The organism is Streptomyces sp. NPDC001381 (genome assembly GCF_042895685.1).
Taxonomy (GTDB): Bacteria; Actinomycetota; Actinomycetes; order Streptomycetales; family Streptomycetaceae; genus Streptomyces.
In genome coordinates this window covers 92,081-117,413 of the sequence record NZ_JBIAWO010000009.1, presented here as the reverse complement: position 1 = coordinate 117,413, position 25,333 = coordinate 92,081, and the positions used below count along the sequence as shown (strand labels likewise).

Here is a 25,333-nt window from a genome sequence, read left to right as displayed (position 1 = left end):
CTCGGCCTCGGCCGTCGATCGCCTGTTTGTGCAGGCTATCGGGTGCCACTGACAACGCGACGGGCCGACGGGGGTGTCCCGTCGGCCCGTTCGAGCAGGAGCGCCGGCTCAGGCGTCGACCTTCTCCATGATCTCGTCGCTGACGTCGAAGTTGGCGAAGACGTTCTGCACGTCGTCGCTGTCCTCGAGCGCGTCGATCAGCTTGAAGATCTTCTTGGCGCCCTCCTCGTCCAGTTCGACCTGGACGGACGGCACGAAGCTGGACTCGGCGGAGTCGTAGTCGATCCCGGCCTCCTGGAGGGCGGTGCGGACCGCGACCAGGTCGGTGGCCTCGCTGATGACCTCGAAGGTCTCACCGAGGTCGTTGACCTCCTCGGCGCCCGCGTCCAGGACGGCGCCGAGGACGTCGTCCTCACTCAGCTCGCCCTTGGGGACGATGACGACGCCCTTGCGGCTGAACATGTACGACACCGAGCCCGGGTCGGCCATGTTGCCGCCGTTGCGGGTCATGGCGACGCGGACGTCGGAGGCGGCGCGGTTGCGGTTGTCGGTGAGGCACTCGATGAGCACCGCGACGCCGTTCGGGCCGTAACCCTCGTACATGATCGTCTCGTAGTCGGCACCGCCGGCCTCGAGACCGCCGCCGCGCTTGATCGCGGAGTCGATGTTCTTGTTCGGCACCGACTGCTTCTTGGCCTTCTGCACGGCGTCGTACAGCGTGGGGTTGCCGTCCAGGTCGACGCCGCCCATCCGCGCGGCGACCTCGATGTTCTTGATCAGCTTCGCGAAGAGCTTGCCGCGCTTGGCGTCGATCACGGCCTTCTTGTGCTTCGTCGTAGCCCATTTAGAGTGGCCGGACATCTGCCTGTCTCCTTCGCGTAACCATCCACATAACGAACGCCAGAGATCCTACAAGGACTCGGCCGCCCGGTTGGCGCGCACCATGTCGACGAACAGGCAGTGCACGCGGTGGTCGCCGGTCAGTTCCGGGTGGAACGACGTGGCGAGCGCGTTGCCCTGACGGACCGCGACGATGTGGCCGTCGTGCTCGGCGAGCACCTCGGCCTGGGCGCCGACGGACTCCACCCAGGGGGCGCGGATGAACACGCCTTCCACAGGATCGCCCTCGACGCCGCGGACGTCCACCGCCGCCTCGAAGGACTCGTTCTGGCGTCCGAAGGCGTTGCGGCGCACGATCATGTCGATGCCGCCGATGGTCTCCTGGCCCGAGCGGGGGTCGAGGATCTTGTCGGCGAGCATGATCAGTCCGGCGCAGGTGCCGTAGACGGGCAGGCCGGCGCGCACGCGCGCGCGGAGGGGCTCCATCACGCCGAACAGCACGGCCAGCTTGGAGATGGTGGTGGACTCGCCGCCGGGGATGACGAGGCCGTCCACCTCGGCGAGTTCCTCGGGACGCCGCACCGGCCTGGCCACGGCGTCGGCCGCGGCCAGGGCGATGAGGTGCTCCCGTACGTCGCCCTGGAGGGCCAGGACGCCTACGACAGGGGCTTCGGTCATGGGTGCTTACCAGCCGCGGTTGGCGTAGCGCTCGGCCTCGGGGAGGGTGTCGCAGTTGATGCCGACCATGGCCTCGCCCAGGTTGCGGGACGCGTCCGCGATGATCTTCGGGTCGTCGTAGAAGGTGGTGGCCTTCACGATGGCGGCGGCGCGCTTGGCCGGGTCGCCGGACTTGAAGATGCCGGAGCCGACGAAGACGCCCTCGGCGCCGAGCTGGCGCATCAGCGCGGCGTCGGCCGGGGTGGCCACACCGCCGGCGGAGAACAGCACCACGGGGAGCTTGCCCAGCTCGGCGACCTCCTTGACCAGCTCGTACGGGGCGCGCAGCTCCTTGGCGGCGGCGTACAGCTCGTTGTTGTCGTAGCCGCGCAGCCGGGCGATCTCGTTCTTGATCTGGCGCAGGTGGCGGACGGCCTCGACGACGTTGCCGGTGCCGGCCTCGCCCTTGGAGCGGATCATCGCGGCGCCCTCGGCGATACGGCGCAGGGCCTCGCCCAGGTTGGTGGCGCCGCAGACGAAGGGGGTGGTGAAGGCCCACTTGTCGGAGTGGTTGACCTCGTCGGCCGGGGTGAGGACCTCGGACTCGTCGATGTAGTCCACGCCGAGCGACTGCAGGACCTGGGCCTCGACGAAGTGGCCGATGCGGGACTTGGCCATGACCGGGATGGAGACGGCCTCGATGATGCCCTCGATCATGTCCGGGTCGGACATCCGGGCCACGCCGCCGTCCTTGCGGATGTCGGCCGGGACCCGCTCCAGGGCCATGACGGCGACGGCCCCCGCGTCCTCGGCGATCTTCGCCTGCTCCGGCGTGACGACGTCCATGATCACGCCGCCCTTGAGCTGCTCGGCCATCCCGCGCTTCACGCGCGCGGTGCCGGTCTCGGGAGCCTGGTTCTCGGTGATGGACACGGGTTGACCTCACTGGAGTGGAAGAGGGGATGGTGCAGTCACCGAGGAAACGTGAGTGGACCAGTCCACAGCAAGGGCCAATGGCAAGCCGGTGGATCCTTTTCGGCTCGCGGCCCTGCCGGGGCCGTCTCAGGCGGCCCGGTCGGCGAGGGCGGCCGGCGGCTCGTCGTCCATCTCGAAGGCCATCGGGAAGGGGGCGTGGCCGGCGAGGCGGAACCAGCGGACCTTGCGGTGCTCGCGCAGGCGGCGGGCCGCGCCCACGGCGTCGTTGTGGAAGCGCCGGGCCATGGGGACGCGGCGGACGGCCTCCGTGAGCTCGTGGGTCGCCGCCTCTCCCCCGGGCGCCTCGCGGACGACCTCCACCTGCTGCGGGTCCGCGAAGACCGCCCGCAGCGCCTGGCTCAGCTCGCTCTCGGCGACCTCCCGCTGTTCCTCCTCGGCCTGCCGGGCGGCGTGCGCGGCCTCGTACAGGACGATCGAGGCGGCCGGGTCGAGGACCCCGGAGGTGGCCAGCTCCTGGGCCACGGACGCCCGGCGCAGCAGCTGGGCATCCAGCGCGGCGCGGGCGGCGTCGATGCGGGCGTGCAGGCGGTCCAGCCGCCCGGCCGTCCAGCTCAGGTACAGGCCGATGACGACGAGGACGACGAGGGCCCAGATGAGGGTTGCGGTCACGGACAGCAAGGCTAGCGGTGCGCTCCCACTGCACCGGGGGCCGGTCAGCCCCGCCCCGGTCCCGGCGCCCCCGGTCGTCGCCGGCCGCGGCAGCCGCCGCCAGCGCCGCAGCGCCCGCCGTGAACCGCCTCAGACACCGACAGGATGACCGCGCCCCCCCCTGGACCAGCCGAAGGGTGCGGTCACGGACAGCGAAGCCGGCGACGCGTCCCGCCGTACCCGAGGCCGGTCAGCCCCGCGCCGGTCCCCGGCCGGGACCGCGACGCCCGTCAGTCGCGCGCCAGTCCCAGCCGGGACCGGAGCCCCGGCGCCCCCCGGTCGTCGCCGGCCGCCGCGACCGCCGCCGCGCCCGCCGTGACCGTCTCGTACACCGACAGGATGTCCGCGCCGACGGTGGACCAGTCGAAGCGCCGGACGTGGGCGCTGCCCCGCTCGCGCAGTTCGGCCCTGCGCTCCGGGTCGCCCAGGAGCCGTACGGCCGCCTTGGCCAGCGCGTCGGCGTCCTCGTTGGCGAACAGCTCGCCCGCCGCGCCCTGGTCGAGGACCTGCGCGAAGGCGTCGAGGTCGGAGGCGAGGACGGGGGCGCCCGCCGACATGGCCTCGACGAGGATGATGCCGAAGCTCTCGCCCCCGGTGTTGGGGGCGACGTACAGGTCGACGCTGCGCAGGAAGCGGGCCTTGTCCTCGTCGCTGACCATGCCGAGGAACTCCACGCGCCCGCGCAGCTCCTTCGGCAGGTGCGCCACCGCCTCCTCCTCGTCGCCGCGCCCGGCCACCAGCAGACGGGCGTTCGGGCGCTCGGCGAGGATCCGCGGCAGCGCCTTCATCAGCACCGGCAGGCCCTTGCGGGGCTCGTCGATGCGGCCGACGAAGCCGATGGTGTCGCCCTGCCACTCCGGTCTGGGCTCGGCCTTGGCGAAGAAGTCGACGTCGACGCCGTTGGGGATGACGACCGCGTCCCCGCCGAGGTGCTCGACCAGGGTGCGGCGGGCGTACTCGCTGACCGCGATCCGCGCGCTGATCTTCTCCAGGGCGGCCTGGAGGATCGCGTACGCGGCGATCATCGCGCGCGAGCGGGGGTTGGAGGTGTGGAAGGTGGCGACGATGGGTCCCTGCGCGGCCCAGCACGCCAGCAGGCCCAGCGAGGGGGACGTCGGCTCGTGGATGTGGATGACGTCGAAGGAGCCGTCGTGCAGCCAGCGGCGCACGCGCGCGGCACTGAGGAAGCCGAAGTTCAGCCGGGCCACCGAGCCGTTGTACGGCACCGGGACCGCGCGGCCGGCCGAGACGACGTACGGCGGCAGCGGGGTGTCGTCGTCCGCGGGGGCGAGGACGGACACCTCGTGGCCGAGCCGGATGAAGTACTCGGCGAGGTCGCGGATGTGGAACTGGACGCCACCCGGCACGTCCCAGGAGTACGGGCAGACGATGCCGATCCTCACGCGGTCCCCCCGGGACCCGGGCGGGCGGGGTCGAGATCCGCGCGCCACAGCCGCTGCAGCATGTGCCAGTCCTCCGGGTGGTCGGCGATGCCCGAGGCGAAGGTGTCTGCCAGGGCTTGTGTCATGACAGACGTCTTCTCGGCCCGCGTACCTGTCCCGGGCACCTCGACCGGGGGATGGACGCGGCCCCGCATGACCGGCGAGTCGTCGTACCAGAGCGTGACGGGGAGCAGGAGCGCGCCGGTCTGCTGGGCGAGCAGGGCCGGCCCCGCGGGCATGGTGGCCGTGTCGCCGAAGAAGGTCACCTCGACGCCCGAGGCGGACAGGTCGCGCTCGGCGACCAGGCAGACCAGGCCGCCGTCGCGCAGCCGCCGGGCCAGGGTGCCGAAGGCGGCGCCGCCGCTGTGCGGCAGGACCTCCATGCCGAGGCCCTCGCGATAGGCGACGAAGCGGTCGTACAGGGACTCGGGCCTGAGGCGCTCGGCGACCGTGGTGAACGGGATCCGCAGTCGGGTGGTGACCCAGGCGCCCGCGAGGTCCCAGTTGGCCATGTGGGGCAGCGCGAGGACGACGCCCCGGCCGGCGGCGAGGCCGTCGGTGAGGTGGTGCAGGTCCTTGGGCTCGAAACCGGTCCTGATCCGCTCCTCGCTCCACGCGGGCAGCCGGAAGGACTCCATCCAGTACCGCAGGTAGGACCGCATGCCCGCGCGGGAGAGCTCGGCGAGGCGCTCGGGGCCGGCGTCGGGCACCACGCGCGCGTAGTTGCTCTCCAGCCTTCGCACGCCCTTGCCGCGGCGTTTCCAGGCGAGGTCGGCGACGGACCGGCCCAGACGCACGGCGGCCGGCTCGGGGAGCTTCTTGACGGTGCTCCAGCCGAGACCGTACAGCGCGTCGGCCAGGCGCTCCTGGGGGCTCACTTCGCGGCCTCGCTCCCCTGGGCCTCGTGTCCCTGGGCCTCCTCGGCCGCGGCGGCCTCCGCCTCGGCCGACTCCCGCCGGACGGTGACGACCCGCTGGATCAGGGTGACCAGGCTGCCCACGGCGACGATCCACAGGGCGACCGGCAGCAGGTACTGGATGCCCGGCACGCCGAACGTGTGCAGCCCCGCCAGTCCGGCCGCGACCAGGGAGACCACCAGGCGTTCGGCCCGCTCGACGAGCCCGTTGACGGCGACCGGCAGCCCGATCGACTCGCCCCGCGCCTTGGTGTACGACACCACCTGGCCGCTGGCCAGGCAGAAGATCGAGACGGCGCACAGCACGTTGTCGTCGCCGCCCCCCGCGTACCAGAGGGCGAAGCCGCCGAAGATCGCGCCGTCGGCGACCCGGTCGAGCGTGGAGTCCAGGAAGGCGCCCCAGCGGCTGGAGCGGCCGAGCTGGCGGGCCATGTTCCCGTCGACGAGGTCGGAGAACACGAACAGCGTGATCACGACCGTGCCCCAGAAGAACTCGCCCCGGGGATAGAAGACCAGCGCCCCCGCGACCACCCCGGCGGTGCCGATGAGCGTGACCGTGTCGGGGCTGACGCCTCTGCGGATCAGAAACGCGGCGAACGGAGTGAGGACACGCGTGAAGAATGCACGCGCGTACTTGTTCAGCATGGCCTTCCCGAGGGTCGGTGTCGCCGCGCGGCCCCTGCTGGCCACCGGCTGGCCCATCGTAGCCACGCGCGCGTGTGTGCGACGGGCGGGCACCCGGCCCCCGTGTCACGGCCACGCGGCATCCCGGTCACGGCCCGGTCGCGCCCCGCTCGCGGAACGGCCGGAACGCGCCGCCCGACGCGGCCCCCGGCACGGCCGGGAGGTGCCGGGGCGTCCGTCGTATGGACGCGCCGTGACGGGAGTGGAAAGCTCGAAGGACCGCGGGCGTCGCCGGAGCCGCCATCGCACGCGGGGCCGTCGTGCCCGCGCCCCCAGTGACCTCACCGTGCACGGGAGGCAAGACGATGGGCGACAAGGCGAACACACACCCCGGGGCCGCCGGCAGGGCTACGGCGGCCGACCACCCCGCGTCCGTACGGAATGTGGTGCTGGTCGGCCACTCCGGTTCGGGCAAGACGACATTGGTGGAGGCTCTCGCGCTGACGGCGGGAGCGGTGAACCGGGCGGGCCGCGTGGAGGACGGCGGCACCGTCTCGGACTACGACGAGATCGAGCACCGGCAACAGCGCTCCGTACAGCTGTCCCTGGTGCCGGTCGAATGGGACGGCATCAAGGTCAACCTCCTCGACACCCCCGGATACGCCGACTTCGTCGGGGAGCTCAGGGCCGGTCTGCGCGCCGCGGACGCGGCCCTCTTCGTCGTCTCGGCCTCGGACGGCGTGGACGGCTCGACCCGCATGGTGTGGGAGGAGTGCGCGGCCGTCGGCATGCCGCGCGCGATCGTCGTCACGCACCTGGAGGCCGCCCGCGCGGACTTCGAGGAGATGACACGGATCTGCGCGGAGGCGTTCGGCGGCGACGATCCGGACGCCGTCCTCCCGCTGTACCTGCCGCTGCGCGGCCCGCAGGCGCCGGACGGGCACGCGCCCGTGACCGGCCTGACCGGGCTGCTCTCGCAGAAGCTGTTCGACTACTCCTCCGGCGAGCGCGAGGAGCTGGAGCCGGGCGAGGACGTGCTGCCGGACCTGGAGGAGGCCCGCGGCCGGCTGATCGAGGGGATCATCGCCGAGAGCGAGGACGAGACCCTGATGGACCGCTATCTCGGCGGTGAGCAGGTCGACGTCAAGACGCTGATCGAGGACCTGGAGCGGGCCGTCGCGCGCGGTACGTTCTTCCCCGTCCTGGCGGCCGCCCCCGCCGCCGACGGCGCCCGGCAGGGCATCGGCACCGTCGAACTGCTGGAGCTGATCACGAGGGGCTTCCCGACGCCCCTGGAGCGCGAGGCGCCACGGGTGACGACGGTCGACGGGAGGCCGCGCGAGCTGGCACCCTGCGACCCGGACGGGCCGCTGGTCGCGGAGGTCGTGAAGACCTCGTCCGACCCCTACGTCGGCCGGGTCTCGCTGGTGCGCGTGTTCTCCGGCACCCTGCGCCCCGACGAGACCGTCCATGTCTCCGGACACGGGCTGACCGACCGGGGCCACGAGGACCACGACGTCGACGAGCGCGTCGGCGCCCTGTCGGCTCCCTTCGGCAAACAGCAGCGGGTCCTGACGCACGCCATCGCGGGCGACCTCGCGTGCGTGGCGAAACTCAGCCGTGCGGAGACCGGCGACACGCTCTCCGCGAAGGACGACCCGCTGCTCATGGAGCCCTGGCAGATGCCCGACCCGCTGCTGCCGCTGGCCATCCAGGCGCACAGCAAGCCCGACGAGGACAAACTGTCGCAGGGCCTGGCCCGGCTGGTCGCCGAGGACCCGACGATGCGCCTGGAGCAGAACCAGGACACCCACCAGGTCGTGCTGTGGTGCCTGGGCGAGGCGCACGCGGACGTGGCCCTGGAGCGGCTGCGCTCCCGCTACGGCGTCCAGGTCGACGTCGTACCGCACAAGGTCTCCCTGCGGGAGACGTTCGCCGGCCCGTCGGCCGGGCGCGGGCGGCACGTCAAGCAGTCCGGGGGGCACGGGCAGTACGCCATCTGCGAGATCGAGGTGGAGCCGCTGCCGGGCGGCTCCGGCATCGAGTTCGTGGACAAGGTCGTCGGCGGCGCGGTGCCGCGGCAGTTCATCCCGTCCGTCGAGAAGGGCGTGCGGGCACAGGCGGCCAAGGGGGTCGCGAGCGGGCATCCGCTGGTCGACGTGCGGATCACCCTGCTCGACGGCAAGGCGCACTCGGTGGACTCCTCCGACGCCGCGTTCCAGACGGCCGGCGCGCTGGCGCTGCGGGAGGCCGCGGCCGACGCGAAGATCCATCTCCTCGAGCCGGTGGCCGAGGTGAGCGTCCTGGTCGGCGACGACTACGTGGGCGCCGTGATGAGCGACCTGTCGGGGCGGCGCGGCCGGGTGCTGGGCACCGAGCAGACGGCCGGCGGGCGCACCTTGGTGCGGGCCGAGGTGCCCGAGATCGAGATCGGCCGGTACGCGGTCGATCTGCGCTCGGTCTCGCACGGCACGGCCCGCTTCCACCGCTCCTACGCCCGGCACGAGCCGATGCCGGCGCAGGTGGCCGAGCGGGTGCGCCAACAGGCGGAGGCCAGTTAGGGATTGATGCCACGTCACACTCAAGTGGCGCGTGAGGAAGGTGATCCTCCGGTTCGGCGGGCGGCTTCGGCCGTCCGCCGACGGACGCCGGTGGCTGGGGATACGCTGATGACCTGATCAACAGGTGTGCGGAGTACGGAAGTCGGGAAGGCCGCAGGAGCGAGAGTTGCGGCGATCGGGGGCGGGAATGACCGTTGACAGCGGTTGGGCGGACATCTTCGGACCACAGGTGCCGCGGACGGGCGGCGAGGGGCAGGCCCCGACCTACGCCCTTGCCTCGGCGGCCTACCGGGACACCCCCATGGAGGAGATAAAGAAGGCCGACAACGAATGGCACCAGTCGACGGTCAACGAGGGCCGCAGGTGGGCCAAGATCTTCCGGCCCAACTTCGGTGAGGCGTACTCCCAGGCGGTGATCGACCGCATGCTGGGCGTCGGCCGCAAGCCGCTCATCCAGTCCTTCGGCAGCGAACCGCAGGTCGTCGTCGAGCACTGCCTCGCGGCCAACCGCATCCGCCGCGAACGCGACCAGAAGCTGACCGGCATCATGCTGCTGTGCGGGGTGCTCTTCCTGCCGGGCCTGCTGGTCTGGCTGCTCGTCTTCCAGCTCCGGGCCACCATGGGCAGGACGGACAACAAGCGGATCTCCGGTCTCGGTACCGGCCTGCTGGTCGCCGTGGCCGCCCTCGCCGTGATCTTCCTGGTCCGCATGCCGTTCGCCGGCCTCGCGGGGTGGTACGCGCGCGGGTGCATCGTGGCCCCGGTGGCCGGCTGGTTCCTGGCCAAGCGGGTGTGCGAGAGCACGGCGCTCGATCTGCGCGAGCGCTGGGACAGCCTGCTGTCCGGCGGCAGCGTCGGCGCGAAGGTCCCCGAGGCGGTGCCCACCAGCCCCGACCAGGCCGCGGCCGAGCAGCTGCGCCAGTCCCTGGCCCGGCTCAGCGCCGAGCAGCAGTCGAACTCGGTCTTCTACGCCGGCCCCAAGGGCATACTCGGCATGGGCACGCGGTGGGGCGCCTGGCACCTCGCGGAGGAGCTGGTGCCGACCGACCCGGTCAAGGGCGTCCACGAGTTCCGCAGCTGGACGGTCGTCCGGGCGATCCACGACGAGCTGAGCGTGCTGCACCGGCAGCATCTGAAGACCGGAGGCTTCCCCCAGCCGTCGGTACGGCACTGGATCGTCACGCATGTGGGGGCGGGCGCCAAGGCGGTGGCCCGGCCCGAGGGGACCGACGTCGAGGCGTACCAGGTCAAGCCGAAGGCCGTCGAGGACATCTGCAACAACCATCAGTTCGACAGCGGCGACCGGCACTACCTGGGGGTGCAGTGGCCCCATCTGTGGAACGGCGATCTGATCCTCACCATGATGATCACCGTGACCGTGCTCAAGGAGACCCTGCGCATCGAGGTCACCGGACACGCCCTGGGCCCGGTCAACGGCCTGTTCAGCACCAAGCCGGAGGCCCCCACCAAGGAGGTCGCCAAGACCGTCCGCTTCTGGGAGACCCGGACCGTCAAGCTGCCGCTGGTCACGCCCGACGAGGTGGTCCGGGTCGCCGCCCGGGCCACGATCAGCTGGTATCCGCCGCTGCTGAAGTGGCTCGGCGGCTCCATCGGCCTGCCGGAGCCCTTCGGCCTGCGGCACGCCTGGGCCGACCAGCCCTGGAGCCACCGCTTCATGGCCGACGACGCGCTGCGCGCGGCCACACCGGTGCTGCGGGCGGTGCACAGGGCCGCGCTCCGGGTGCTCAGGGAGCACGACGTGGACGTGGAGAAGTTCAGCTCGCGCGCCTCGGCCCTCAGCGGCGCGGTCCAGGAGGTCTCCCCGAAGAAGGCCGACACCTACGACGCGTAGGCCTGTGACGGCTCGACCTGCGTGCGGACGGGCCGATGGGGCCGGGGCGGGCTGCCCCGGCCCCATCGGCCCGCACTCTCGTCCTCGCCCGCCGGACGAGCCGGCGATCACGCCTGCGGCCAGGCCTCCGCGAGCATCTTCCGCGTGTCCGCCAGCAGCTGGGGCAGCACGCGCGTGTGGCCGACCACGGGCATGAAGTTGGTGTCGCCGCCCCAGCGGGGCACGATGTGCTGGTGCAGGTGGGCGGCGATGCCCGCGCCCGCCACGGTCCCCTGGTTCATCCCGATGTTGAAGCCGTGCGCGCCGGACGCGGTGCGCAACGCCGTCATCGCCTGCTTGGTCAGCTCGGCCAGCTCGACGGTCTCGGGCCCGGTCAGATCGGTGTAGTCGGCGACGTGCCGGTAGGGCACGGTCATCAGATGGCCGCCGTTGTACGGGTAGAGGTTGAGCACCGCGTACACGTGCTCGCCCCGCTTGACGACCAGCCCGTCCTCGTCGGACTTCGCCGGAATCGAGCAGAAGGGACAGCCGTCGTCGGCACCCGGGCCGGTCGGCTTGTTCTCGCCCTGGATGTAGGCCATCCGGTGGGGCGTCCACAGGCGCTGGAACGCGTCCTGCGTCCCCACTCCGATCTGCTGCTCCGGCTCACTCGTCATGCAAGGCAGCATATGGCGTCGCCCGTTTGCGGCGTGTCGCCGGGGTTGGGAGAAGTGCCTCCCGGGCGAAGCTGGGCCGGTGGACGCCGAAGACCGTACGGCCCGCTGGGAGCGGCGGGCGGGGCCCCCGCTCGCGGTGGCCTCAGTCCTGTTTCTCGTGTCGTACGGGGTGCGCGTCCTGGGAGAGGGACTGCCCGAGCCCGTGCGCGATCTGTGTCTCGCGGTGACGTACGGGTCCTGGTCCCTGTTCGTCGTCGACTACGCGGTGCGCTGGCGGCTCAGCGGTGAGGGGCCGGCCTTCGTGCACCGCCACTGGCTGGACTCACTGGTGGTGCTGCTGCCGCTGCTGCGGCCGGTGCGCATCGTGCGGATCTACGAGGGCGTGGACGCGCGCCGCCGGGGCGAGCCGCGGCTGCCGCTCCAGGCGCGGGTGATGATGTACGCGGGCCTGTCCTCCGGCCTGCTCGGCGTCAGCGCGGCCCTGTCCGAGTACCACGTCGAGCACGAAGCCGCGGGCGCCTCGATCCGCACCTTCGGCGACGCGCTGTGGTGGGCGGCCGCCACGCTGGCGACCGTGGGCTACGGCGACGTCGTCCCGGTGACGCTGCAGGGGCGGCTGATCGCGGTGGTCCTGATGGGCTGCGGCCTCGCGCTGCTGGGCGCGGTGACGGGATCGTTCTCGTCGTGGCTGATGCAGCGGTTCGCGCGGGACGGGGAGGACCCGGGATGGCCCCCGGGGAGGTGATCTCCCCGGGGGCCGGTGTCACGGGTGCGTCAGACCTGGGTCCGCTCCTCGACGACCTTCGCGATCTTCGCGATGGCCTCGTCGAAGGGGATGCCGTTCTCCTGTGAGCCGTCGCGGTAGCGGAAGGACACCGAGCCGTTCGACATGTCCTCGTCGCCCGCGATGACCATGAAGGGCACCTTCTGCTTCTGGGCGTTGCGGATCTTCTTCTGCATGCGGTCGGAGGAGGAGTCGACCTCGACGCGCAGCCCCTGCTTCTTGGCGGCCGCGGCGAATTTCTCCAGGTACTCCACGTGCCCGTCGCCGATCGGGATGCCGATCGCCTGGACCGGGGCCAGCCACGCCGGGAAGGCGCCCGCGTAGTGCTCCAGGAGCACCGCGAAGAACCGCTCGATGGAGCCGAACAGCGCACGGTGGATCATGACCGGACGCTGCTTGGAGCCGTCCGGGCCGGTGTACTCCAGGTCGAAGCGCTCGGGCAGGTTGAAGTCGAGCTGGATGGTCGACATCTGCCAGGTGCGGCCGATGGCGTCCTTGGTCTGGACGGAGATCTTCGGCCCGTAGAAGGCGGCGCCGCCCGGGTCGGGCACGAGGGGCAGGCCCTGCTTCTCGGCGACCTGGCGGAGCGTCTCGGTCGCCTCCTCCCAGACCTCGTCGGAGCCGACGAACTTCTCCGGGTCCTTGGTGGACAGCTCCAGGTAGAAGTCGGTCAGACCGTAGTCGCGCAGCAGGCCGAGGACGAAGGTGAGCGTCTTGTCGAGCTCGTCCGACATCTGCTCACGGGTGCAGTAGATGTGCGCGTCGTCCTGGGTGAAGCCGCGGGCACGGGTGAGGCCGTGCACGACGCCCGACTTCTCGTACCGGTACACGGTCCCGAACTCGAAGAGGCGCAGCGGCAGTTCGCGGTAGGAGCGGCCGCGCGCGTCGAAGATCAGGTTGTGCATCGGGCAGTTCATGGGCTTGAGGTAGTAGTCCACGCCCTCGTCGAGCTGCATGGGCGGGTACATGCCGTCGGCGTACCAGTCCAGGTGGCCCGAGGTCTCGAAGAGCTTCCCCTTCGTCGCGTGCGGGGTGTAGACGAACTCGTAGCCCTCCTCCTCGTGGCGGCGGCGCGAGTAGTCCTCCATCACACGGCGGACGACGCCGCCCTTGGGGTGGAAGACGGCGAGGCCGGAGCCGATCTGCTCGGGGATGGAGAACAGGTCGAGCTCGGAGCCCAGCTTGCGGTGGTCGCGCTTCTCGGCCTCGGCGAGGAAGTCGAGGTACGCCTTCAGCTCGTCCTTGGACGGCCAGGCGGTGCCGTAGATGCGCTGGAGCATGGGGTTCTTCTCGCTGCCGCGCCAGTAGGCGGCCGCGTTGCGCATCAGCTTGAACGCCGGGATGAGGCGGGTGGAGGGCAGGTGGGGACCGCGGCAGAGGTCCTTCCAGCACAGCTCGCCGGTCTTGGCGTCCAGGTTGTCGTAGATCGTCAGCTCGCCGGCGCCGACCTCGACGTCCGCGCCGTCGTCGCTGGACGCGGAGCCCTTGAGGCCGATCAGCTCCAGCTTGTAGGGCTCGTTCGCGAGCTCCTCGCGGGCGGCCTCGTCGGTGACGGCACGGCGGGCGAACTTCTGCCCCCGCTTCTGGATCTCCTGCATCTTCTTCTCGATGGCCTTGAGATCCTCGGGCGTGAACGGCTTCTCGACGTCGAAGTCGTAGTAGAAGCCGTCCTTGACCGGCGGGCCGATGCCCAGCTTGGCCTCGGGGAAGAGCTCCTGCACGGCCTGGGCCATCACGTGCGCGGTGGAGTGGCGCAGGATGTTGAGGCCGTCCTCGGAGGAGATCTCGACGCCCTCGACCTCCTCGCCGTCGGAGAGCACGTACGACAGGTCCCGGAGCTCGCCGCCCACGCGTGCGGCGATGACGGAGCGCTCGCCGGCGAAGAGCTCGGCGGCCGTGGTGCCCGTCGTCACCGCGCGCTCTTCCCGCTCGGAATCGCGTTGGATGATCACACGGACGTCTGACACCGGTCTCTCCTGACTGCAGGTGGGTGCGGCGCCATACCGGGAGCGCGCGCAATTGGGAATCGTACCGACCCGGACCCGCCGACCGCGAAATCAGTCCCCGCCGTACTCCCCTCCGCAGGCCTCCTCGAAGAAGTCGAGATGTTCCTGCAGCGACTTCATCAACCGGTCCCGCTCCGCGTCGTCGACCTGCACCGGTACGACCCCGCAGGCGCCGGTGAGCCTGCGGAAGCCGCCCCTGCTCTCCAGCCGCCCCTGCACTCGCACCGGCAGCCCGACCAGGTGGGCCTGCCCGGCGATGCGGTAGTCCTCCTCGTCGAGGGTGAGCCGGACGTTCGGGACCTCGGCGCCGGCGAGCACCCGCAGCCGTACGCTGCCCTCGCCGCGCGGCCCCGACCGGCGCAGCCGGACCACGGTCCCGGTGATCCGCACGGCCACGGCGGGCTCCTCGCGCAGATAGCGGGCGCCGGCCTCGCGCAGCACGGGCAGGTCGCCGGGGGAGAACTCGACGGGCTCGGCACCGGCGGCGCAGCCCTCGGGCACCCCGGCGGCGGGCGCCCACTCCACCGCGACCCGGGCGCCCTCGGTGCCGCGGACCAGGGCGATCAGGGCGTCGGTGAGTTCCCGGCTGGCACCGGCCTCCACGGCACCGTCGAAGGCGTCCATGCCGCCGGTGGCCCGCTGGTAGTCGATCGCCTCACGGACCGCGTACAGGGCCTGGTGGAGGCGTACGGCGAGGGGGCGGGCCGGGCGGGCCGGCACGAAGGCGGTCAGCCGGCGGCCGCCGGCCCCGGAACCGACCAGGACCTGATCGAGGAGCGCGGCGGCGGCACGGCGGTGCCGGGCGCCGTAGTAGCCCGCACGCGCGCGGGTGGCGAGCGCGCCGGCGAGGAGCATCTGGCGGGCGGCGCCGCGCAGCTGTTCCTCGACCGTCCAGGGCGTGGCCCCGGCGGGCCCGGCAGCGCCCTCGGGGGTGTCGCGCCACCAGCGGATCTCGTCGCTCGGCACGGCGAGCCCGACCAGCACCTCGCGCGCGGAGGGCGTGCCGCTGCGGGTCAGGGCCTGCAGCGCCTCGCCGAGCAGGTCGTCGCTGTCGGGGAAGGCCCGGCTCTCCGGCACGAGCAGGCTCGTGCCGCTGCCTCCGGGCCCGGGCGGGGTCCAGCGGCCGTAGCGTCCGGCGGCGCCGCCGCGCCGCTGCCAGCCGTGCCGGCGCAGCAGGGCGGCGAGGACGGCCGGATCGACCTCGCCGGGCTCGGGGGCCCGGTCCCAGCCGGGCTCGGGGTGCGGGCGGACCGCCCTCAGGGGCTCGTCGTGGGGGCGGTGGGTCATGGTCTGCCTCCCGTCCCGACCCGCGTCATGATCTCGCACAGCGCCCGGTCGTCGAAGATGCGTGAGGTCGGTATCCGTACGGTGGTCCGGGTCCGCCCGGTGATCGGGTGGCCGGCGAGATTGACCCAGTAGCAGCAGTGCCGCAGGTCGAGGCGGTCGTGGCCGGCGCGCAGCCAGTGGTCCTGGGACCGGGGGACGATCATCACGACCAGGATCTTGTGCACCGACACCGGGGTGCGGGCGAGCTTGCGCAGATGGTCGTTGTCGAGCGTGAAGGAGAAGGACCGGCCCGGTGGGCCGGGCGGGATCTGGTAAGTCGCCTTGAGCTGCACCTTGATGGTGACCTCGTCGTCCACCGTGTGCCCGGGTGCGCTGTGGCTGACGTGCCAGTCGATGCCGTTGTCCGGGAAAGGCTGGGACAACGAGCAGCCGGCGGCCGCCGCGACCGCGTGCAGGTAGCCCACCTGCAAGGTCTCCATGCAGGCGGTGGTGGCGAGCGTGCCGCGATGGGGGCCCGTGTGTTCGGGCAGCAGCCCGCCCCGCTCGGGCTGCGCTATCGCCATGACCAACAGCCTTCCAAGCCGCGTGGGATGCCCGAGACCGGGCCGGGTGGACAACCGAGTGGAACGCCGGGTGAGATCCCGCCTCGGGCCGCTGAACTGCAAAGACCCGTACTCCTGTTGTGTCCTTCCGGCGTACGGCGCAAACAGCCCGGGTATCACCAAACAGGCAGAAGACGGTGCGTCAGCTGCCGTGGGTGAACGAGGGGTTGTGCAGATATGACCAACTGGTACGAGGGCCCGCTGGCCGCTTTCGACACGGAGACGACGGGCGTCGACGTGGAGGCCGACCGGATAGTGTCGGCCGCCCTCGTCGTCCAGGACGCTCCGGGGGCACGGCCGCGGGTGAGCCGCTGGCTGGTGAATCCGGGGGTGCCGGTGCCCGCCGAGGCGACGGCGGTGCACGGGCTGACGGAGGAGCACCTGCAGCGCAACGGCCGCTGGCCGGCGCCGGTGATGTTCGAGATAGCCGAGCTGCTGGCCGAACAGGCCGCGGCCGGGCGGCCGTTGGTGGTGATGAACGCGCCGTTCGACCTGACGCTGCTGGACCGCGAGCTGCGCCGGCACCGGGCCTCGACACTGGGGCACTGGCTGGAGCCCGCGCCGCTGCGGGTGCTGGACCCCCGGGTCCTGGACAAGCACCTGGACCGCTACCGCAAGGGCCGGCGCACGCTCACCGACCTGTGCGCGCACTACGGCGTGACGCTGTCCGACGCGCACGACGCGGCGGCGGACGCGCTGGCGGCGCTGGAGGTCGTCCGCGCGGTGGGCCGCCGCTTCGCGGCCCGGCTGGAACGCCTGACCCCCGCCGAACTGCACGCCCTCCAGACGGCGTGGCACGCGGCACAGGCACGCGGCCTCCAGGCGTGGTTCGCCCGCAGCGGTTCCCCGGAGACGGTGGACACGTCGTGGCCGGTGCGCCCGGAGCTGCCGGCGGCGGCCTAGAGAGACGGCCGCACGCAAAAAGAGCCGGCCCGCGTGACGCGGACCGGCTCCTTCCCGGTGGGCGATACTGGGTTCGAACCAGTGACCTCTTCGGTGTGAACGAAGCGCTCTCCCACTGAGCTAATCGCCCGGGAACGCACTGAACAATACAGGGCCCCGCACGCTTCCTTCAAACCGCTTGCAGGTACGCGGCCAGGCCGCGCCGGCCGGACCGCATCATCAGCCGGTGGTTGGCGCGGAACAGCGGGCGCCCGGGTACGGCGAAGCGCCTGAGCAGCAGCTTGTTCACGTCGACCTCCTGCTCGTAACGGGCGAGGGTGCCGGGGCCGCCGGCGGTGAGCGTCCAGCGCGCCCCGCCCTCGATGTCACCGGACAGCGCGATCTCCAGGACCCCGGCCGCCCGATCTCGCCGCACCTCGCGCACGGAGAACGTCATGTCGTACGGCAGGAGCGAGCGGATACGGACCACCCCGCTGGTGTCGTCGCGGCGGGTCACCTCGCGGACCTCGCGCCACCAGCGCGGATAGTCCTCGGGCCGCTCCAGGACGGCGTACACGGCGGCGGGCGGCGCGGGCAGGGCCCAGAGGCTGAGGAAGCGGTAGTGGGTCCAGTCCATGGGCAGAGTGTGCCCGGGCCGGGGTCCGGCGAACGGCATTTGAGTACGTACTGAGTACGCGCACTCATGGCATCCGGCGTGACGCCGACCACACTCCAGGCATGACGCACTTTCCGCCCCCGGCCGAGGAGTTGCGGCTCCTCGACGCCGAGCTGCGCCAACTGGACGCCCGCAGGGCCCAGTTGCTGGCGCGCCGCGCCTGGCTGGTCAGCACGCTCCAGCCGGTGCGCCCCCTGCCCCCGGCCCCGCCCACGGCGCCCCGGCCGGAGACCACCGCCCCGAGCGTGCAGAACGTTCTGCTCCTGCTCGGCGGCATCCTGCTGACCGTGGCGGCCATGGTGTTCACCCTGGTCAGCTGGGGGCACCTCGGTATCACCGGCCGTTCCCTGGTGCTGGGCGCGGTCACCCTGGCCGTGCTCGGCGCCCCGGTGGCGCTGCTGCGGCGCGGACTGCGCTCGACCGCGGAGACGGTCGCGGGGCTGGGCCTGGCACTGACCCTGCTGGACGCGTACGCGCTGCACGAGACCGCGTTCCCGGCGGCGGACGGCGTGACGTACACGGCGGTGGCGTCGACGGGGCTCGCGGCGCTCTGGGCCGCGTACGGCACCGCGCTCACGGCCCTGCGGCTCCCCCGCCCCGCCGCCCTGCTGGCCGCCCAGCTCCCGCTCCCCCTCGGGGTGATCGCGGCGGACGGCGGCCCGTACGCGGTCACGACCGCCGTGCTGCTGACGGCGGCCCTGGACACGGTGGCCGCGCTGCGGGTGTCCGTGCGGTCCGTCCGGCTCGTCGCCGTGGTCTGCGCGTTCGCCACGGGTGGCTTGGGCGCCCTGGCGGCCGGCCTGCTCTCCCTGGACGCGGCGGGTCCGGGCGCCGCGCTGCGTGCGGCCGCGCTGTTCTCCCTCGCGGCGGCCGTGGCTCTGGGTGCCGCCCGGTTCGCTCCGCGGCCCGGTCTCGCGACGGGCACGGCGGTGGCGGGCGGCCTGTGCCTGGTCGCCGGTGCGGGCGGCGTGCTGCGGGTGTCACTGCCCGCCGACTGGACCGTCCCGGCCTTTCTGGCCTGCGGGATCGCCCTGCTGGCCGCCGCGCGCGGCCCGGAGCCGGTCCGCCGGGGGCTCGTCTCGGCCTCGGGCGCGGTGCAGGCGGGCGCGGTGCTGTGGACGGTGCCCGCCGTGGGCGTCACGCTGCTGGGGCCGGCCGTGTGGGCGGGCCGCCCCTGGTCGGGGGTGCCCGCCGATGCCCGTACGGCGGCGACGCTCGACGCGTTCTGGCCGCCGCACGCGGTCACCGCGCCCCTGGTCCTGGCCACGGTGGCCGCCGTCCTCGCGGTCCGCTTCGGCGAGTGGCGCCCGCACGCGCTGCCCCTGGCGTGGGCGGCGGTGCTCGTCCTGCCCGCCGCGCTGGAACTGCCGTACACCGCCGGCCTGCTGGTGCACGGACTCGCGGTGCCGGCGCTGCTGGGGTTCACCGCCCGGACGGCCACGGCGCTCCCCCGGACGGCCACGGCGCTCGCCCTGGCGACCTCGGTCAGTCTCGCGTTCCTGTCCCTGGCCGCCGAGCCGGCCACCCTCGTCGTCCTCCCGGCGCTGACCGCCGTGTTCGCGGTGGCCGCCCGGCGCGGGCGGCCCGCCCCGGTGTGCGCGGCCGCCTCCGTGGGGTACGCCACGGCCCTGGCGTGCGCCGTGGGCGCCTCCGCCGGCTGGCGGCCGGAGCACATCGCGCTTCTGGTGCTGGTGGTCCCGGCCGCCGCCGCCCTGGCCGCACCCCGCGTCACCGACCCCGCCACCACGCTCGCGGTGGAGGCGGCCGGCGCCGCGGCGGGTCTCCTCGCCGTCGGGCTGGCGGTCCTCGACCTGCCGCTGCTCGCCCTGGTGCTGTCCCTGTGCGGGGTGATCGCCGCGGGAACGGCCCTGCGCCCCGAGCGGCGCCCTGTCGGCTACGCCGCCGCCGCGCTCTTCGTCCTGGCCTCCTGGGTGCGGCTGGCCGGCTGGGAGGTCACCGTCCCGGAGGCGTACACCCTGCCGGTCACGGTCCCCGCGCTGCTCGTCGGCGTCCTGCGCCGGCGCCGCGACCCGCGGGCCTCGTCCTGGACGGCGTACGGGCCCGGGCTCGCCGCCACGCTGCTGCCGAGCCTGGCCGCGGCCTGGGGCGACCCGGAGTGGACCCGTCCCCTGCTGCTGGGCGCGGCCGCCCTGGTGCTCACCCTGCTGGGTGCCCGGCACCGTCTGCAGGCGCCCCTGGTGCTGGGCGGCTCGGTGCTCGTCCTGGACGCGCTGCACGAACTCGCCCCGTATCTCGTCCAGGTGGCCGACGTGCTCCCGCGCTGGCTGCCTCCGGCCCTCGCCGGCCTGCTGCTGCTCGCACTCGGGGCGACGTACGAGCAGCGGCTGCGGGACGTGCGGAAGGTACGGGAGGTCCTGGGGCGGATGGGTTAGGGCCCGTCGTCCGGATCGGGCCGCGGGAGAGCGACCTGCCGTCCGGCCGGCCCGAGCGGGGCCCGGTGCGTGCGGCTGCAAGGCGGAGGAGGCGTCGACGCGGAGTGTCGGCACCCGACGACGACGCGGCCGGACGACAGGCCCCGGGGCCCGTCCGGCGGATCACGCCGGACGGGCCCCGGTCCCTTCGGTCACGACGGCATTTTGTCCCCGAGCAGCGCCAGGTTCTCGATGGCGGCGAGGCCGTACAGGGCCGTGTCGTTGGTGGACACCCAGGCGGCCTCGCTGCCCGCGACGAGGGTGGCGGGGCCGCTCAGCGGCTCCGTCTTCCACGGCGAGGACTCGGTGTACCCGTCGGAGCTGTAGAACTTCGTCCACGCCCGCTTGGCGAGCGCCGCGTCGCCGGTCTGTACGGCGGCGTAGGCGTCGAGGCGGGAGTGGCCCTGGAAGAGCAGCAGGGTGCCGAAGTTGGAGCCGTAGCGGGCCGCCTGTTCGGCCTTGGTGGCGTTGAAGTAGCGGCAGTAGTCGTAGTACGCCTCGTTGAAGGCCGGCATGTCGACGAGGTGGATGAGCTCGGCGCACAGCTCGTTGAGGCCGAAGACGGCCGACAGGTGGGAGACGCCGACGACCGGGGTCGTGGCGACGGCGAACCTGCCGGTGTCGAGGTCGTACAGGCCGCTGCCCTGCACGAAGCCGTTGGGCTGGGCGGCGATGGTCTCCATCGTCGACAGGACCCGCGCCTTGGCCTTCTCCCACTTGGGGCCCTTGCGCTCCCACTCGGTGAGCCAGGCCGACACCAGACCGCTCCAGTCGGTGCCGAAGCCGATCGACAGGGCGTGCCGGTCGGGCGTGTAGGGCTCGGTGCGGATCTTGCGCAGGGGGTCCAGGGCGAGGAACGTCTCGTCCGAGTCGACGTTGGCGTGCATCAGGTCGCCGACGCGTTCGTCCGCCGTGAGGAAGTAGTAGTAGCGGCGGTAGGTCGTGTTGGCGATGCGCTGCTGCTTGGCGCTGTCGGCGTAGTGCTGGACGCCGTGCCGGGTGCCGAGGCCCGCCCACTGGCCGAGGTGGTAGACGTCGACCTCGCCGGTGTGCCGGGTCATCGCCTCGGCGAAGCGGAAGATGTCCGCGCGGCCGCTGCGCAGATAGGCGAACCAGAGCCAGAGGTCCGGCGACAGCTCGGAGTTGTCCCAGGCGTAGCCGCCGATGTCGTACCGCCACTGGTGCCGGACGGTGTCGTAGGTGTGCATGATGTCGCCGTAGTCCCAGAAGCCGTACCAGCGGCGCTGCTCCACCTGGTCCTTGTAGTAGGTGAAGAGGAAGTCGAGGTGGTCCTCGATCTTCGCCTTGGCGGGGGTGGAGCGGTCCGGCTCGGAGTACAGGCCCGGGCCGAAGACCTTCGCCCTGATGAGCTGCTTGGGCGGGGCGGCGAGCTGGGGCAGCACCCGTACGGCCTCGACCTGTTCGGCGAGCTTCGCGGGGGCGGGGGTCGATTCGTTGGCCCAGAAGAGGAGTTCGGAGGTACGGGCGATCCCGTAGGGGGTGCCGAAGCCGGGCTCGTGGTCCTCGTAGGTGATGTTGAGGCCTTCGAGCTGCTCGGGGTAGGTGTCCTGGCCCATGCCGTCGTGGTAGAACCGCAGGTCCATGGGCTGCGCCTCGGGCGACCAGAGCCAGAGGGTGACCTCGGCCTCGTCGGTGTGGGCGTCGCGGATGTCGAGCTGGGCGGGGTGCTTCTCCCAGAAGTCCCTGAGGCCGAAGGAGAATCCGCCGCTGACGCCGCCGACGTAGCCGAAACCCGAGGCCCGCTTGCCGCCGCCGGCGGCGATCCAGCCGTAGCCCTTCTTGGTGCGCTTGCGGAGCGTGAAGCCGTCGGCGGAGAGCTGGGAGAGGGTGTAGTCGCCCCATTCGGGGATGTACTGGAGGCGGGTGGTGACCCGCTGGTCCCAGGTGGACGGGTCGGGCAGCCTCTCGCCCGCGTACTGGGCGGCCTGGACCGCCGCTCCCGGGTCCCGGCGCAGTCCGGTGATGCCCTTGACGGCCTCGCGCAGCAGACCGGTGCCCTCGCCGCCGATGCGGATGTGCCGGTCGTACGCCGCGTCGCGCATCGGGACCGTGAAGCGCACGCCGAGGCCGCGGATGAAGTCACCACTGGCCTTGCCCGGCTCCTGGGTCCCGTCGTACGTGATCGTGTGGACCATGCGGAAGGAGTCGGCGCCCGCGTAGAAGTAGAGGCGGATCGAGAACGGCATCCAGCTGCGACTGCCCTTGCGGTGCTTGCCGTCGACGCGGACGACCGCCCGGACCGGGCCCTCCTGCTCGACGGTGACCTCGCCGACCGCGCCCTCGAAGCGCTCGGTCCGGACCGTGCCCTGGTCCTCGTCCTCGATCTCGGGCTGGCGGATCAGGACGAGGCGGCCGTTCCTGGCGATCTCGGTGGAGCCGCGCCGGACGGACTTGATGAGCGTGGTGCCGTCCTTGCCGATCCTGACGGTGATGACACCGGTGGAGACGTCGATGGTGCCGCCGCTCTTGTCGACGGTGACCTTCTTGTCGGGGGCGGCCGGGTCGCCGGCCGTGAGGGTGAGCTTGCCGGTGCCCGAACTGACCGCGTGGGCGGTCCACTTGAGGGATCCGTCCGGCCAGTACGCGATCGGCCAGGACTGCACGGGCACGGCCTTGCCGTCGGCGTCCGTCAGCGCGAAGGTCTGGTCCTCCTGGTGGACGCCCATCGGCCAGGGCACACCGAGCGTGGAGCCGGGGGCGGCGCCGAGACCGCCGTCCTCCAGCCAGTCCAGGGTCACCGGATCCGCGTCCGCCGCCTGGGCTGCGGGCGCGGCCCCGGCGTCCTGCGCTCCCAGGGCCCAGGAGAACTGGGCCGCGGCTCCGGCGACTGCCGCCGCCTTGAGGAGGGACCTGCGGGGGATGGGAGACATGAGATGCAGCCTTTCCTTGTCCGTGCGGGATGCGTGTTCCGTACACACAACTGACTGGTCAGGGGCATGACAGAGAGAGTGCGGCGCCCGTGGCGCCGGCCTCGGGGCGGGGCGGGGCGGGGCGGGCAGGCTCAGCGGTTGCGGTACCGCTCCTCGACGGCCACCGCCGCCGCCGCGACGGCCCCCAGCACGGGGACCGCCAGCGGCGGGACGAACCAGGCGGACAGGGCCACGACCGCCGGCCCGCAGACGACCAGGAAGGACCCGGCGGGATCGCGCACGGTCCGCCGCGCGGAGTCCGCCAGCAGCCCCCGCCAGGCGTCACCCGGGGTCCACACGGCGGCCGCCCGCAGCAGGGTCACGACGAGTCCGATCAGCGCGAAGAGGCCGACGGCCCCGGCGAACGGACCCCCGGGAATCCCGGCCCGCGCGGCCAGCACGTCCACCCGGACCGCGCCGGCCGCCGCCCACCCGGCGAGCCCCACCGCCCACCCGCCGCGCAGGGCCGCACGGAAGTCCGCGACGAACTCCCGCCACCCACCGCTCTCATGGGACGTACGCCGGCGCAGATGGCGGGCGCCGGCGGCGAACGCGGCGGGGTAGGTGACGACCCCGAGACAGGCCACGGCGATCCACACGCCGGTGAGGAGACATTCGGCGAACACGGCGAACCGCTCGCCGAACACGGACTCCTTGCGCGCGGAGCGCGCCTTCCCGTGTGCCTGCGCCATGGGTGACCGCCTCAGCCCTTCAGTCCGGACGTCGCCATACCGTCGATGAGGTAGCGCTGGAAGGCCATGAAGAAGGCGATCACCGGCACCAGCGCCACCAGCGACATCGCGATCATGCTGCCGTAGTTGGAGATGCCCTCCTGGTCGCGGAACATCATCAGGCCGAGCGAGACGGTGTACTTGTCGGGGGTGTTGAGGTAGATCAACGGCCCCATGAAGTCGTTCCACGCGTTGATGAAGGTGAAGATGGCGCTGGTGATCAGGGCGGGACGGCTCAGCGGCAGCACGATGGACCAGTAGGTCCGCAGGTGTCCGCAGCCGTCGAGCTTCGCGGCCTCGTCCAGCTCGCGCGGCAGCCCGCGCATGAACTGCACCATCAGGAAGACGAAGAACGCCTCCGTGGCCAGGAACTTGCCCGCGACCAGCGGCACCAGCGTGTCGACGAGTTCGAGCTTGCGGAACATCACGTACTGCGGGATGAGCAGGACGTGGTACGGCAGCAGCAGTGTGCCGATCATCAGCGTGAACAGCAGGTTCCGTCCGGCGAACCCGATCTTGGCGAAGGCGTACGCGGTCAGCGAGCTGGACAGCACGACACCGGCCACGGCGAGCACCGCGTACATCAGCGAGTTCACGAAGAAGCTGCTGATGGAGATGCCGGAGATGCCGTCCGCGAGCCCGGAGAAGTTCGCCCAGACCGGCTTGGCGGGCAGCAGGTCGAGGCTGGCGATGATGTCCTTGCTCGGCTTGAACGCGGCACCGACGACCCAGATCACCGGGTACAGCACGACCGCGAGGACGACGAGGGCGCCCGCGTGCCAGGCGATCGATCCGGCGCGCCGCCGCTCGTGCGGGGCGCGCACGACAGGGGTGGTGGCACTGGTCACTTGGCGGCCTCCTCGTAGTGCACCCACTTCTTCTGCGACCAGAACAGGACCGCCGTCACGAGCGCCACCGCGACCACCAGCGTCCAGGCCATCGCGGAGGCGAAGCCCATCTGGGCCTCCTTGAAGCCCTTCTGGTACAGGTAGCAGGTGTAGACGAGCGTGGCGTCGGCCGGCCCGCACCGGGTGTCGGAGACCACGTAGGCGGAGCCGAACACCTGGAACGCGTGGATGGACTCCAGCAGGACGTTGAAGAACAGCACCGGGGAGATCATCGGCAGCGTGATGTTCCAGAACCGGCGGAAGGGGCCGGCCCCGTCGACCTCGGCCGCCTCGTACAGCTCCCGCGGAACCTGCTTGAGGCCGGCCAGGAAGATGACCATCGGAGCGCCGAACTGCCAGATGCTCAGCGCCACCAGGGCGTAGAGGACGTAGTCCGGGTTGCCGATCCAGCCGCCCACGTCGAGGCCGAAGATCTTCTGCGTGCGGTCCACGACGGCGTCGTCGGAGAACAGCGCCCGCCACACGAAGCCCACGGAGACGCTGGCGCCGATGAGCGAGGGCATGTAGAACGCGGCCCGGTACAGACCCTGTCCCCGCCGCTTCTGCGCGAGCAGCAGGGCGACGCCGAGGGCGAGCAGCAGCTTCAGCGGTGTGGCCACGACGACGTACTTCAGCGTGACCTCGACCGACTTCTGCCAGCGCGGGTCCTGGAACATCGTGGTGAAGTTGTCGAGCCCCACCCACTGGGGCGGCGTGAACAGGTTGTAGCTGGTGAACGCGTAGTACAGCGACGCGATCATCGGCCCCGCCGTGAGCAGCAGGAACCCCGCGATCCACGGCGACATGAAGAGGTAGCCGGCGAGATTCTCGCGGCGCCGCCCGCGCCGCCCGGCGGCGGGAGCGGAGGACCGCTTCCCGGCCGGGCGCGCGGGCGCTTCCTTGACGAGCGTCATGGTGGTACGT

At 72.2% G+C, this 25,333-nt stretch carries 21 protein-coding genes and 1 tRNA gene; 5 read left to right on the top strand and 17 right to left on the bottom strand.

Going from position 1 to position 25,333, the window contains the following annotated elements:
* Positions 1 to 108 precede the first annotated feature (108 nt).
* The 7 genes from ACFY2L_RS31220 to pgsA all read right to left on the bottom strand — a co-directional run bounded on the left by ACFY2L_RS31220 (position 109) and on the right by pgsA (position 6,201).
* Positions 109 to 861, bottom strand: coding sequence for a YebC/PmpR family DNA-binding transcriptional regulator (locus ACFY2L_RS31220; RefSeq protein WP_361692804.1), 753 nt, complete (start codon positions 859 to 861; stop codon positions 109 to 111).
* 48 nt (positions 862 to 909) lie between these two features.
* Positions 910 to 1,518 (bottom strand): pyridoxal 5'-phosphate synthase glutaminase subunit PdxT, encoded by a 609-nt coding sequence (gene pdxT / locus ACFY2L_RS31215; protein WP_390660898.1) that lies wholly within the window; start codon positions 1,516 to 1,518, stop codon positions 910 to 912.
* A gap of 6 nt (positions 1,519 to 1,524) precedes the next feature.
* Complete coding sequence (gene pdxS, locus ACFY2L_RS31210) at positions 1,525 to 2,430, bottom strand: pyridoxal 5'-phosphate synthase lyase subunit PdxS (protein ID WP_390660897.1); 906 nt, start codon at positions 2,428 to 2,430, stop codon at positions 1,525 to 1,527.
* 129 nt (positions 2,431 to 2,559) lie between these two features.
* Positions 2,560 to 3,102, bottom strand: coding sequence for a hypothetical protein (locus tag ACFY2L_RS31205; protein WP_390660896.1), 543 nt, complete (start codon positions 3,100 to 3,102; stop codon positions 2,560 to 2,562).
* A 269-nt stretch (positions 3,103 to 3,371) separates the two neighbouring features.
* The gene (locus tag ACFY2L_RS31200) at positions 3,372 to 4,544 is read right to left on the bottom strand and encodes a glycosyltransferase family 4 protein (RefSeq protein ID WP_390824041.1); all 1,173 of its coding nucleotides are present in this window, start codon (positions 4,542 to 4,544) and stop codon (positions 3,372 to 3,374) included.
* Positions 4,541 to 5,461: a phosphatidylinositol mannoside acyltransferase gene (locus tag ACFY2L_RS31195; RefSeq protein ID WP_390660894.1), complete on the bottom strand. Its 921-nt coding sequence runs from the start codon at positions 5,459 to 5,461 to the stop codon at positions 4,541 to 4,543. Before ACFY2L_RS31195 ends, ACFY2L_RS31200 begins: the two co-directional genes overlap by 4 nt.
* Complete coding sequence (pgsA, locus tag ACFY2L_RS31190; protein WP_390660946.1) at positions 5,458 to 6,201, bottom strand: phosphatidylinositol phosphate synthase; 744 nt, start codon at positions 6,199 to 6,201, stop codon at positions 5,458 to 5,460. The genes ACFY2L_RS31195 and pgsA overlap by 4 nt, the downstream gene beginning before the upstream one ends.
* A 287-nt stretch (positions 6,202 to 6,488) precedes the next feature.
* Here pgsA and ACFY2L_RS31185 point away from each other — a divergent pair, with 287 nt between their 5' ends.
* Positions 6,489 to 8,684 carry an elongation factor G-like protein EF-G2 gene (locus ACFY2L_RS31185; RefSeq protein ID WP_390660893.1) on the top strand — a complete coding sequence of 732 codons (2,196 nt, stop codon included), beginning with the start codon at positions 6,489 to 6,491 and terminating at the stop codon, positions 8,682 to 8,684.
* Between the two features lie 187 nt (positions 8,685 to 8,871).
* Positions 8,872 to 10,536, top strand: a complete 1,665-nt coding sequence (locus ACFY2L_RS31180; protein ID WP_390824040.1) for a hypothetical protein — start codon at positions 8,872 to 8,874, stop codon at positions 10,534 to 10,536.
* Between the two features lie 107 nt (positions 10,537 to 10,643).
* Here the strand turns inward: ACFY2L_RS31180 and ACFY2L_RS31175 are convergent, their stop codons facing one another.
* Complete coding sequence (locus tag ACFY2L_RS31175) at positions 10,644 to 11,204, bottom strand: HIT family protein (RefSeq protein WP_390660891.1); 561 nt, start codon at positions 11,202 to 11,204, stop codon at positions 10,644 to 10,646.
* A 67-nt stretch (positions 11,205 to 11,271) separates the two neighbouring features.
* Between ACFY2L_RS31175 and ACFY2L_RS31170 the strand changes: the two genes are divergently transcribed.
* Positions 11,272 to 11,937, top strand: coding sequence for a potassium channel family protein (locus tag ACFY2L_RS31170; protein WP_390660890.1), 666 nt, complete (start codon positions 11,272 to 11,274; stop codon positions 11,935 to 11,937).
* A 29-nt stretch (positions 11,938 to 11,966) separates the two neighbouring features.
* Here the strand turns inward: ACFY2L_RS31170 and thrS are convergent, their stop codons facing one another.
* The 3 genes from thrS to ACFY2L_RS31155 form a co-directional block, all read right to left on the bottom strand.
* Positions 11,967 to 13,943, bottom strand: a complete 1,977-nt coding sequence (thrS, locus tag ACFY2L_RS31165; protein WP_390660889.1) for a threonine--tRNA ligase — start codon at positions 13,941 to 13,943, stop codon at positions 11,967 to 11,969.
* Between the two features lie 90 nt (positions 13,944 to 14,033).
* Positions 14,034 to 15,269, bottom strand: coding sequence for a hypothetical protein (locus ACFY2L_RS31160; RefSeq protein WP_390824039.1), 1,236 nt, complete (start codon positions 15,267 to 15,269; stop codon positions 14,034 to 14,036).
* Positions 15,266 to 15,832 (bottom strand): DUF4365 domain-containing protein, encoded by a 567-nt coding sequence (locus tag ACFY2L_RS31155; RefSeq protein WP_390660887.1) that lies wholly within the window; start codon positions 15,830 to 15,832, stop codon positions 15,266 to 15,268. Before ACFY2L_RS31155 ends, ACFY2L_RS31160 begins: the two co-directional genes overlap by 4 nt.
* A 216-nt stretch (positions 15,833 to 16,048) precedes the next feature.
* Between ACFY2L_RS31155 and ACFY2L_RS31150 the strand changes: the two genes are divergently transcribed.
* Positions 16,049 to 16,774 carry an exonuclease domain-containing protein gene (locus ACFY2L_RS31150; protein ID WP_390660886.1) on the top strand — a complete coding sequence of 242 codons (726 nt, stop codon included), beginning with the start codon at positions 16,049 to 16,051 and terminating at the stop codon, positions 16,772 to 16,774.
* A 58-nt stretch (positions 16,775 to 16,832) separates the two neighbouring features.
* On the opposite strand, the gene ACFY2L_RS31145 is transcribed toward ACFY2L_RS31150, so the two are convergent.
* Both ACFY2L_RS31145 and ACFY2L_RS31140 read right to left on the bottom strand, forming a co-directional pair.
* Positions 16,833 to 16,904: transfer RNA gene (locus tag ACFY2L_RS31145), tRNA-Val, on the bottom strand.
* A gap of 39 nt (positions 16,905 to 16,943) precedes the next feature.
* Positions 16,944 to 17,390, bottom strand: a complete 447-nt coding sequence (locus ACFY2L_RS31140; protein ID WP_390824038.1) for an SRPBCC family protein — start codon at positions 17,388 to 17,390, stop codon at positions 16,944 to 16,946.
* Positions 17,391 to 17,491: 101 nt separating this feature from the next.
* Between ACFY2L_RS31140 and ACFY2L_RS31135 the strand changes: the two genes are divergently transcribed.
* Entirely contained in the window at positions 17,492 to 19,822 is a 2,331-nt protein-coding gene (locus ACFY2L_RS31135) for an SCO7613 C-terminal domain-containing membrane protein (protein WP_390824037.1), read from the top strand.
* A gap of 191 nt (positions 19,823 to 20,013) precedes the next feature.
* On the opposite strand, the gene ACFY2L_RS31130 is transcribed toward ACFY2L_RS31135, so the two are convergent.
* From ACFY2L_RS31130 to ACFY2L_RS31115, 4 genes are all read right to left on the bottom strand, one after another.
* A complete protein-coding gene (locus ACFY2L_RS31130; protein ID WP_390660883.1) occupies positions 20,014 to 22,752 on the bottom strand; it encodes a Tat pathway signal sequence domain protein in 2,739 nt (912 codons plus the stop codon).
* Between the two features lie 131 nt (positions 22,753 to 22,883).
* On the bottom strand, positions 22,884 to 23,483 hold the full coding sequence (locus ACFY2L_RS31125; RefSeq protein WP_390660882.1) for a hypothetical protein: 600 nt from the start codon (positions 23,481 to 23,483) through the stop codon (positions 22,884 to 22,886).
* Positions 23,484 to 23,494: 11 nt separating this feature from the next.
* Positions 23,495 to 24,370 carry a carbohydrate ABC transporter permease gene (locus tag ACFY2L_RS31120; protein ID WP_390660881.1) on the bottom strand — a complete coding sequence of 292 codons (876 nt, stop codon included), beginning with the start codon at positions 24,368 to 24,370 and terminating at the stop codon, positions 23,495 to 23,497.
* Positions 24,367 to 25,323, bottom strand: a complete 957-nt coding sequence (locus ACFY2L_RS31115) for a carbohydrate ABC transporter permease (protein WP_390660880.1) — start codon at positions 25,321 to 25,323, stop codon at positions 24,367 to 24,369. The genes ACFY2L_RS31120 and ACFY2L_RS31115 overlap by 4 nt, the downstream gene beginning before the upstream one ends.
* Positions 25,324 to 25,333: the final 10 nt, after the last annotated feature.

Bases quoted from the DNA above. Each gene is read 5' to 3' on its own strand.
- pgsA (WP_390660946.1), bottom strand. From the start codon at position 6,201: ATGGGCCAGCCGGTGGCCAGCAGGGGCCGCGCGGCGACACCGACCCTC.
- ACFY2L_RS31180 (WP_390824040.1), top strand. From the start codon at position 8,872: ATGACCGTTGACAGCGGTTGGGCGGACATCTTCGGACCACAGGTGCCG.
- ACFY2L_RS31140 (WP_390824038.1), bottom strand. From the start codon at position 17,390: ATGGACTGGACCCACTACCGCTTCCTCAGCCTCTGGGCCCTGCCCGCG.
- ACFY2L_RS31155 (WP_390660887.1), bottom strand. From the start codon at position 15,832: ATGGCGATAGCGCAGCCCGAGCGGGGCGGGCTGCTGCCCGAACACACG.
- ACFY2L_RS31175 (WP_390660891.1), bottom strand. From the start codon at position 11,204: ATGCTGCCTTGCATGACGAGTGAGCCGGAGCAGCAGATCGGAGTGGGG.
- pdxT (WP_390660898.1), bottom strand. From the start codon at position 1,518: ATGACCGAAGCCCCTGTCGTAGGCGTCCTGGCCCTCCAGGGCGACGTA.
- ACFY2L_RS31115 (WP_390660880.1), bottom strand. From the start codon at position 25,323: ATGACGCTCGTCAAGGAAGCGCCCGCGCGCCCGGCCGGGAAGCGGTCC.
- ACFY2L_RS31150 (WP_390660886.1), top strand. From the start codon at position 16,049: ATGACCAACTGGTACGAGGGCCCGCTGGCCGCTTTCGACACGGAGACG.
- ACFY2L_RS31185 (WP_390660893.1), top strand. From the start codon at position 6,489: ATGGGCGACAAGGCGAACACACACCCCGGGGCCGCCGGCAGGGCTACG.
- ACFY2L_RS31160 (WP_390824039.1), bottom strand. From the start codon at position 15,269: ATGACCCACCGCCCCCACGACGAGCCCCTGAGGGCGGTCCGCCCGCAC.
- ACFY2L_RS31130 (WP_390660883.1), bottom strand. From the start codon at position 22,752: ATGTCTCCCATCCCCCGCAGGTCCCTCCTCAAGGCGGCGGCAGTCGCC.
- ACFY2L_RS31220 (WP_361692804.1), bottom strand. From the start codon at position 861: ATGTCCGGCCACTCTAAATGGGCTACGACGAAGCACAAGAAGGCCGTG.
- ACFY2L_RS31125 (WP_390660882.1), bottom strand. From the start codon at position 23,483: ATGGCGCAGGCACACGGGAAGGCGCGCTCCGCGCGCAAGGAGTCCGTG.
- ACFY2L_RS31135 (WP_390824037.1), top strand. From the start codon at position 17,492: ATGACGCACTTTCCGCCCCCGGCCGAGGAGTTGCGGCTCCTCGACGCC.